This window comes from Streptomyces sp. NPDC051219, assembly GCF_040682335.1.
In the GTDB taxonomy this organism is placed as follows: domain Bacteria; phylum Actinomycetota; class Actinomycetes; order Streptomycetales; family Streptomycetaceae; genus Streptomyces.
This window is the reverse complement of the sequence record NZ_JBFBAS010000003.1, coordinates 155,061-163,316: the sequence shown is the minus strand read 5'-3', so window position 1 is coordinate 163,316 and position 8,256 is coordinate 155,061. Positions and strand designations below refer to the sequence as shown.

General features: G+C 68.7%; 9 protein-coding genes. 6 read left to right on the top strand and 3 right to left on the bottom strand.

The features are described from left to right. The 3 genes from AB0M62_RS05715 to AB0M62_RS05705 form a co-directional block, all read left to right on the top strand. Positions 1-266: hypothetical protein (locus AB0M62_RS05715; RefSeq protein WP_366072838.1), on the top strand; the 266-nt coding region annotated here is incomplete at its 5' end. 348 nt (positions 267-614) lie between these two features. Continuing rightward, a complete protein-coding gene (locus AB0M62_RS05710; RefSeq protein WP_366072837.1) occupies positions 615-1,199 on the top strand; it encodes a DUF5819 family protein in 585 nt (194 codons plus the stop codon). Then, on the top strand, positions 1,186-2,373 hold the full coding sequence (locus AB0M62_RS05705; RefSeq protein WP_366072836.1) for an HTTM domain-containing protein: 1,188 nt from the start codon (positions 1,186-1,188) through the stop codon (positions 2,371-2,373). The genes AB0M62_RS05710 and AB0M62_RS05705 overlap by 14 nt, the downstream gene beginning before the upstream one ends. A gap of 1,267 nt (positions 2,374-3,640) precedes the next feature. On the opposite strand, the gene AB0M62_RS05700 is transcribed toward AB0M62_RS05705, so the two are convergent. Then, positions 3,641-4,045: a DUF393 domain-containing protein gene (locus AB0M62_RS05700; RefSeq protein ID WP_366072835.1), complete on the bottom strand. Its 405-nt coding sequence runs from the start codon at positions 4,043-4,045 to the stop codon at positions 3,641-3,643. A gap of 721 nt (positions 4,046-4,766) precedes the next feature. Between AB0M62_RS05700 and AB0M62_RS05695 the strand changes: the two genes are divergently transcribed. Continuing rightward, positions 4,767-5,066, top strand: coding sequence for a hypothetical protein (locus AB0M62_RS05695; RefSeq protein ID WP_366072834.1), 300 nt, complete (start codon positions 4,767-4,769; stop codon positions 5,064-5,066). A gap of 70 nt (positions 5,067-5,136) precedes the next feature. Here AB0M62_RS05695 and AB0M62_RS05690 read toward each other — a convergent pair whose 3' ends face one another. Beyond that, a complete protein-coding gene (locus AB0M62_RS05690) occupies positions 5,137-5,943 on the bottom strand; it encodes an MBL fold metallo-hydrolase (RefSeq protein WP_366072833.1) in 807 nt (268 codons plus the stop codon). Positions 5,944-6,224: 281 nt separating this feature from the next. On the opposite strand from AB0M62_RS05690, the gene AB0M62_RS05685 reads away from it, so the two are divergent. Continuing rightward, a complete protein-coding gene (locus AB0M62_RS05685) occupies positions 6,225-6,593 on the top strand; it encodes a DUF6344 domain-containing protein (protein WP_366072832.1) in 369 nt (122 codons plus the stop codon). 24 nt (positions 6,594-6,617) lie between these two features. On the opposite strand, the gene AB0M62_RS05680 is transcribed toward AB0M62_RS05685, so the two are convergent. Continuing rightward, complete coding sequence (locus AB0M62_RS05680) at positions 6,618-7,499, bottom strand: bifunctional DNA primase/polymerase (RefSeq protein ID WP_366072831.1); 882 nt, start codon at positions 7,497-7,499, stop codon at positions 6,618-6,620. A gap of 315 nt (positions 7,500-7,814) precedes the next feature. On the opposite strand from AB0M62_RS05680, the gene AB0M62_RS05675 reads away from it, so the two are divergent. Then, positions 7,815-8,129: a hypothetical protein gene (locus tag AB0M62_RS05675; protein ID WP_366072830.1), complete on the top strand. Its 315-nt coding sequence runs from the start codon at positions 7,815-7,817 to the stop codon at positions 8,127-8,129. Positions 8,130-8,256: the final 127 nt, after the last annotated feature.

The following is an 8,256-nucleotide window of genomic DNA, read 5'->3' as shown; positions in this document are numbered from 1 at the left end:
ACGCTGCAGGTGCTGACGCTGCTGCTGCTGCGACCGGCGGCTACGACGCTGCTGCGACCGGCGGCTACGACGCTGCTACGACCGGTCATGACATGACGGGCCCCCAGCCCGGCAAGCACAAGGAGAAGCACAAGGCGAAGCACAAGGAGAAGCACAAGGAGAAGCACAAGGCGAAGCCCAAGGAGAAGGACAAGGCGAAGCCCAAGGGGAAGCACAAGGAGAAGGACAAGGGGAAGCGCGATGTGCACAAAGTGCACGCTCACTGAGTGAGTTCTTCCCCCGCAGTTCGGTGGGAGCAGCGAGTCGCGCGTAGGTCCCTTCGGCGGAGTGCGCGCACAGATAGTCGCCCCCACACGTGAGTGGGCGGGTGGCGCGCGGCGGATCGTCATCGATTCCGTCGCGCGCCGCCCGCGGAAGCAGGGAGAAGCAGGTGCGAGCAGTCGGGATGGGAAGGACCGGGTGGGACCGTGCTGGGCGGCGTTAAGTCGACGAATGTGAAGCAATCGCAACGGAGCGGCGCTGAGCCGGCAGCGCAGGACGGTGGCGGGGAACCGCGTAGGAGCCGTGGGATTTCAGGGCCACCCCACCCGCTGAGCGCGGGAACGGGAGCCGCGGTGGCCCTCTGTCTGGCAGTGGCCCTGGTCCATGTGCTCCTGGTGTTTCTGCACGTTGCGCCCCCGAACGCCATTTCGCAGGCGTACAGCCGGCAGATCAAGGCATGGGTCCTGCCCGTGTTCGAGCAGAACTGGCGGCTCTTCGCCCCGAATCCGCAGTCGTTCAACCGGCAGATCTCGGCGAGGACCAGGGGGACAGCACCGGACGGCACCGCACAGGTGAGCGGCTGGATCGATCTGACCGCTATGGACGATTCCGCCGTCAAGCACAACGTCTTCCCGAGCCATACGGCACAGAACATGATGCGCCAGGCCTGGAATTCCTACCTCAAAACGCACGGCGGCGATAACCAGCCGCGCTCGGAGCGGGCTCTGATGATTGAAAAGTATCTGCGCAACATCGCAGTGGATCGCGTCGTTGCCCAACGTGGCGGCACCTTCGAGTCCATCCAGCTGCGGGTGATCACGCTGCCAATCGCCGCGCCCGGTGCAGCGGGCGGTTTCCGCCCGGCCGCCGCGGCACCGCCGCGGGTCGAAACCCGGTATCTGCCCTGGTGGAAGGTGGCCTCGCATGGAACGAACTGAGCAGGCACCGGTCGCGGCGTCCACAGCGTCCCGACGCACCACCGGGCGGGCGGCCGTACGCACGCCGCAGCGCGTACTCGACCGGGTCCATGCGTTCCTCGTCCTCCTGACCGAGCGGCCGGTCTCCCTGTACGCGGCGGCGGCGTTGCGCATCGGGTACGGGCTGCTCTATCTCGCTTTCCTGCTCCGCGAGTTTCCCCACCGCGACGATATGTGGGGCCCCGGTTCACCGTGGACGCCCGCGCTGGCCAGACAGATGTTTGACCAGAGCGGGTGGGTCAGTGTCCTCACCCTGTCCGACAGCCGGGTGTACTTCGAGGTCTGCTACGCCGTGGCTCTCGTCACGTGTGCGCTGTTCTTGCTGGGCTGGCGGACCCGGGCAGTGTCCGTGCTGTTCGCGGTCGTGGTGGTGTCGTTCCACGCCAAGGCGATCTACATGGCGGACGGCGGGGACAATCTCATGGTCCTCATGGCCGTCTACCTCGTCTTCACGGCGTGCGGCCGGCGCTGGTCCCTCGACGCACGCAGGACCCGGCTCCAAGCATCGGCGGGCAAGACGGCGGGCCCGCGCGGCGGCGGTCTCCGGCACCAACTTGGCGACGCCCGCAACGTCTTGACCACCGTGCTGCACAACTGCGGCATGTTCGTCATCGCCGCCCAGGTCTGCTTCCTCTACGGATGCGCGGGCCTGTACAAGGTGCAGGGCCCCACTTGGCGCGACGGCACCGCCCTCCATTACGTCCTGAACATCGACCTGTTCCGGCCCTGGCCCGAGCTGTCCCAGATGATCGACGGCCATCACGTACTGATCGCCGTCGTCGGCTACCTGACGGTGCTGGTGCAGGTCGCCTTTCCGTTCGTCCTGTTCGGCAGACTCAAATACCCCGTCCTCATCCTGCTGCTCGGCATGCACGTGAATATCGGGGTGCTCATGGGTCTGCCGGTCTTCTCCGGGGCGATGATCGTTGCCGATGCCGTGTTCCTGCCGGACCGGTTCTACCGCTCCCTGGGACGGCTGTGGCAGCGCATCCCCTGGCCCACAGGTGCCACGGGAGCGGGAGCCTCGCCCGTGACAGCACCCGCCGCGGTACCGCCGCAACCCAGGCCCGCCGAAGGGAGGGCCCTTGGGCATTCCGGCCCCTCATCCTCCCCAAAGCGGCAATCGTCAGGGTGACGATTTGATTGCGACAGCAGTGAGTGCCGTTCCCAGGATCCGAAGACCTCGTTGGGAAGGCGTGGACTCGTACTTCGACCGCGAAACGACTCAGATCCCCGTTCCGTGGCTGCTGGGTGCGTACTGGCTTGATTCGCCCGTGCACGACGACGGCGAGTGCAGCCGGTGTGGGCAGCTGTGGCGAGCGAACGTCCTTGCCCGGGAACCTCAAGGCGGAAGCCACTGTTCGTGCCTGGCCTTTCCCCAGTTCTGGCCTGCTGATCAACGCAGTGGTACGGCGTGGGATGCTCGGCTTCGCTGCCGCCGCGATCATCGCTGGCGCAATGACCGCCGTACTGGCTTGAACCCTGCCGACGGCACCCTGGTGGCCTCGCGGCCTGAACCGCGTGGGAAGTGACGTCCGACTACCGGGGCACGGGCGAAGAGGAGTTCCGCGCACGCCATGACCATCGCGTGCGCATGGGCGCATCCGAGCAGACGACCGGGCAACGTGCCCTCAGCGACACCAAGTCGGCAGCGCGCAAGCGCCTCGTGCTCTGGCACGGATATGGCACGAGACGCTTAGTTAGTGCGGTCTAGACGAAAGCCCCGGGCCGCTGGCCTGGGGCTTTCTGCTGGAGCGGGTGACGGGAATCGAACCCGCGCTCTGAGCTTGGGAATCACAGAGCGCCGGACCTGTAAAACCTACCCTCGAGCCACGACGGCCCCGGAGGCTACGGGACGGCGGGCGGCGGAGTCCTCATAGACTCCGCCGCGCGCCGTCGGTGAGAGTCCGCAGAAAGTTCAGGCGCGAATAGCTGATATGAGAAAGACAGGGTGGGCGGGAATTGAATCAGAGGACGTGAAGGAACTCCAGCAGTCCGATTCCTGTCCGGTCTCTCAGGGACGTCATGACGAAGCAGCCACGCCGGGCGCGGCCCTGGCGTGCCCGGGCGTGCCCGGGCGTTGAAATCAATCGGTGCTGTGCACCGCTGTGCTCCGGTGTCCGGTGACGACTCTGGTGCATGTCGTCATGGTGTTCCTTCATGTGGCCCCGCGCAGCACGGCGGACAGGCGTATGGCGGCCGCAAACCGGGCGAGCCGCGGGACCCGGATCCGTACCTCCGCAGGGCAGGCCCGGGGTACCCGGCCCGAAGCATCGAGCCACTGCAGCGGGGCAGAAGGACGCCGCTCCCTCCCGGACTCGCGTCCGACCAGAGCTGAGCGACACGGTCGCTCCGCTGTCGCAGGGCGGCGGAGACACTGGGTGCCAGGCGCGGGCGGCACCCTACTCTTCGGGAGGACGCTGCCCCGGCCTGCGGTTTGCCGGGAGGGCGCAGGCCGGTGTCCCGCCCGGCATGCGGTCGCGGTTCTTCGCAACGAGCCGGTAGGCGTCGTGGGCGATCCAGCGAAGGGGAGGCAGGGAGAGCAGTGCCCCGGGGACGGCCCACCCCTTGCCCGCCCCCAGCAGAAGTTTGGCGACAGCCTGACTGCCGCCGTACACAGCGCCGGTCGGCGTGATCCACAGGAGCTCGGACTCGGCTCGCTGCTGGGTGATGTCAAGGGAGCGCAGATCCGCGAACTGCCACGGAGTGATGGCGCAGGGGGGTCGCAGGTGGCGCTCGAGGAACGTCACCGAGGTCGTGCAGAAGGCACAGTCGCCGTCATAAACAAGTACAGCCCGGGTCCGCATGACTCCATCGTGCCTTGGCCAGGCACGATGTCCCGGCAGGCTGACTGCCGGTCCACCATGAATCCGGCGAGCCGCGGCCACGGTGTCAGCGCTCGGTGCGGTCCGCAGCCGCACGACAGCACACCGAGTGCTGCACGACCTGACTCAGTTGGTCTCAGCTTCGCCAGGCGGCAGGATGGGCGCTGTCTCGCAGCGCATCCTGGACGCCCTGGAAGCGCCGTTTCCCGACGACTGGACGCCCGACCGCCCATCCGCGCCAGGCCGCGACCAACCAAGGCATCGGCACCCCAGTCCCGCTGCCGCCGAGAGCCAACGTGCCATCAACGTCATGATCGCCGCGCAGGCCGCCGGGGGTTGTCCGCACCGAGCCCCGGACGACCTCGCGCAGCTGTACTGGGGCTCTGCACCCAGCGGAACCAGGCCGAGTACCTCGTCAGCGCCTCTGAAACGGCGCACCCACTCGTCGCCGGCCCACATATCGCCACCGCGGGACCGCCATACCGGTACGCCCCTCGGGGTGGGGCGGGCGCGCGGACTCACCCCTCGAAGGTATGGAACGCCCGCGCGTCCCGCCCCTCGCGCAGCTCGCGCCATGCCGCGCAGGTGTGCCGGGACGCCGGGCGTACGGGGATTCTCGGCATGCGGCGCGCGGGCTGCCGGAGCACGCTGGTCCTGGAGCTGCCGGTCGACCGACCGGCAGGCGGCTGGGAAGGCGGTGGCGATGTTCGCGAGGCTGAGCACCTATCAGGGGTCACCCGTGCCCGCGGAGGGTGACCTGGGCGCGATCTCGGAAATGCTGGTCCAGCAGGTGCAGACGCTTCCCGGGTTCCGGGGCGTTTACTACCTCGTCGACCGCGCCTCCGGGAAGGCCAGGACTCTGACCTTGTGGGAGGACGAGGAGGCCATGGAGGAGAGCGAGGACTTGGCCACTCGGATCCGCGAGGAAGCCGCACGACGTGAAGGCCAGCGGATCGTCTCGGTCGAACGCTTCGAGGTGGGGTTCAGCCACCTGAAGTCCTGACGGAGACGAAGGCGGCCGAAGCGGCTCCGGAGCCGGAGGCGCGCTCCGAGGGCCGAGTCGAGGGCCTCCGTCACGTGACAACGCGCGGTTCGAAGTCGGCGAGCATCCGCTCCAACGCCTGCTGGTCCGGGCCCGTGAAAGGATCCGCCTCGGGTGCCCGGGCGATCGTGTCGATCATGCGCGGAGCGAGGCACACGGCGGGCGGCAGGTGGGTGCTCAGCACGATCTCGGGGTCCATAACCCGCAGGGGCTGGATCGTCGCGAGGTACTTGTCGGTGTCGACGATGCGGACCCAGGGGCTGTCCACGGTGGCCCAGAGCAGTTGTCCGGCGCGCAGATCCTCGGCGGAGACAGCACCGGCGTCGGCGCCGGTGGCGAGCTCTGCACTGGCCAGGGGCGCGCCGAAGCAGTCCGAGCTGAAGCACGCCCGCGTGCGCTCGTCGTAGAAACCGACGGTGGCGGGGTTGTCGAAGAGGGGCGGCCGGAACGCCCTGAGCGTACGGTCGCCGACGTCCAGGACCTGGCCGGGGTTGAGCAGCCAGAGGCGGTCGAGCGGCAGAGGCCGCTCGGTGGACATGATTCCGGCCGCGATGAACGTGGTCACCACCCGTGCTTCGGGAGCCGCGGCGAGCAGGTCGAACAGGCCCCCGGTGTGGTCGCGGTCGGGGTGGGTGAGCCAGATCCACCGTACGTCGGCGGGGTCGAGGACCGAGCCCAGTGCCTCCAAGAAGTTGCGGTCCGGGAGGCTGAGGCCGGTGTCGACGACGACAGGCTGGGCGGCGTGCAGAACAAAGGCGTTGACCGGGAGATAGCCGATCCCGGGGACCTCGAGGCAGTCACCCAGAACGGTGACGGGTCCGAGCTTGTGGATGGTCATGGCGGTCTCCGAGGACTCAGCTCTCGACTTGCGGCGCCCCTCCATCCAGGTTGAGCCCGGACCGCCCTTGGCGCACCCGGGCCCTGCCGGGCGGCGGCGCATGCCGCGCGCCGGGCTCGCGGCTTGTGGCTGCTCCACCGGGGTAGCGGCCCGGCTGGGCCGAGCGGGTGGTGTTCATCGGAATATCGGCGCACCGGCGGCGTCGCTCCGGCGGATCCCGAGATGCGTACACATCATGAGAAAGGTATGTAGATCGCTCCGCTCGAAAGTGAGGGACCGTCATGGCAGCAAACAAGGTCAAGACGATGTGGACCGCCTTCCTCGGCGCGCTGGTCGCGCTCTTCGCCGCACTGGGCTTCGCGACCAGGGCCACCGCCGCCGTTCCGGCTCAGCAGCCCGCCGTCCCCGCGGCCCCGCGAAAGCGTGCCGTCCGTGCCCAGGAGCCGCGTGTGCCCGCAGCGCGGCGGGCGCTGTCACGGAACACGGCCCTGCCTCCCACCATCAAGCAGCGTATCCGAGCTGAGGCGCACAACGCTTCGCCCTCCGCACGCAGGCTGTCCGCCGACGGAACCGGTGCCGGTGACGCGACCGGTGCGGATGCTGCGACCGGTGCCGGTGACGCGGGCCTGGCGCACTTCCAGCGCGTCTGACGCACGCCCGATGAGCGTCGCGGCTCAGGGCGCCGCAGTCAGGCGCGCCGCGGAGGCGATCGTGGCGCGGGCCTCCTGTTCGGAGAGTCCCGTGCGGACGGCAGCCTCGGTGAGGGAGTCCGCGAGCGTTTCCCCGAGACCGTTTTCGTACGCACGGCAAGCCGCCCAGAACAGCCGCGTGTTGCGCTGGCCCTCGTGAGCCGCCAGCACGAACTGCACCAGACCGTGTCCCTGTGGGGGCCGGCCCGCGGAGTGGTGGGAGCGCGGTGGGGGCGTGAGAAGACGAAGAAGTGCGCCGGGGCAGGGTGCGGGCACGAGATGTGAGGTGCCGGGCGCCAGCCGGTAGATGCCGTGGGTGGCAAGCGAGCCCGGGCCGACCAGGTAGCCGCCGGTGCCGCGGATGTCGATGCCGGGTGCGAGGCGGCCGGCGGAATTCGGAACGACCACGTCTGGTGGGCCGGTGAGCCAGAGATGGCGGCCGCCGCTGGGGGTGAGGACAGTGACCGTTCTCGGGACGGTGAAGAGGTGGCGCAGGGCCAGATGCTGGAGGGCGGCAGTGCTCTCCGTGGCGTCCGGCCCCGATGTGGTGTCGAGGTCTATGCCGATCAGGTGGTGCGGGGGCCGGCCGCAGGCGATGCCGTAGCCGGTGGCCCAGGGAGCGGCGCGGAAGAGCGCGCGAATGACGACCGGGTCCGTGGTGGCGTCGTGGACGCCGTGCCCCGGACGGCCGCATTCGCCGCGGCAGAGCACCGGCCCGGGATTTTCGCGGTACGAGGATGCCCGGTGCGGTGAGCGGAGTGCCGGGAGTTTGGTGCGGGACAGGGGGATGACGGGGAGCCCGCGCTCGGCGGCGGAGAGCGCGTGGGCGAGCGCGAGCGTGTGTGCATGGCGGTCGGTGGTTGCCATGGATTTATTTTCGTACACACGTTCGAAGAAAGGAAGAGGGGGAGGCCTCGGGGCGATTGGCCGAGAATGTGCCGAAACGCTTCATCCCTTGGGGGCGCCGGGCGGACCCGGCCATTGGGGTGTGAGCTGCGGCTTCGTCGGCGTGTCGGGGGTTTATCGGCGGTTCCTCATGCTTGCGGGGGAATCAGGGCGTCCGGGGTGGTTCGACGGGGATTCGGTGGGCAACTCTGGACTCGCGACGTCGAACACCACGACTGAGGCGGTCGGCCAACTGCCTCGGGACAAGCCGCACTTCTGGTTCCTGGAGGAATTGACATGGCAAGCATCCGTACCGCCCGCGTCCTCGCCGCTGCCGCATCGCTGCCCCTCGCCGCCGCCCTCTTCACAGGCGTCGCACAGGCCGACAACGGTTCGTTCGCGGACAACGGATCGAACGCGAGCGTGGCGTCCATCGTCGGCAGTGGTGTCGGCGGCAACAACGGAGGCAACTCGTCCACCTCGCAGCAGGTGGCGACCGGATCCGGTGCGTCCAACCAGAACAACACTGCCCAGGCGAACGGTTCCGGCCTGACCGCGATCGAGCAGTCCAACGAGAACATCGTGGTGAACTTCACCAACTTCTGGTGGTAGGGACCGGCCCGGGGAGGGGCTGCATCGGGGATGCGTGATGAGTGACTGCCTGCGCGACGGGACACCGGTCCCGTCGCGCGGGCCGTTGTGGTCTCGACGGGGATTCGGTCCCGGTCGCCCGCCTTGA

What these genes read in the sequence shown, in the direction of transcription:
- AB0M62_RS05705 (WP_366072836.1), top strand. Translation starts at nt 1,186, where the DNA reads ATGGAACGAACTGAGCAGGCACCGGTCGCGGCGTCCACAGCGTCCCGA.
- AB0M62_RS05690 (WP_366072833.1), bottom strand. Translation starts at nt 5,943, where the DNA reads ATGACCATCCACAAGCTCGGACCCGTCACCGTTCTGGGTGACTGCCTC.
- AB0M62_RS05685 (WP_366072832.1), top strand. Translation starts at nt 6,225, where the DNA reads ATGGCAGCAAACAAGGTCAAGACGATGTGGACCGCCTTCCTCGGCGCG.
- AB0M62_RS05680 (WP_366072831.1), bottom strand. Translation starts at nt 7,499, where the DNA reads ATGGCAACCACCGACCGCCATGCACACACGCTCGCGCTCGCCCACGCG.
- AB0M62_RS05695 (WP_366072834.1), top strand. Translation starts at nt 4,767, where the DNA reads ATGTTCGCGAGGCTGAGCACCTATCAGGGGTCACCCGTGCCCGCGGAG.
- AB0M62_RS05675 (WP_366072830.1), top strand. Translation starts at nt 7,815, where the DNA reads ATGGCAAGCATCCGTACCGCCCGCGTCCTCGCCGCTGCCGCATCGCTG.
- AB0M62_RS05700 (WP_366072835.1), bottom strand. Translation starts at nt 4,045, where the DNA reads ATGCGGACCCGGGCTGTACTTGTTTATGACGGCGACTGTGCCTTCTGC.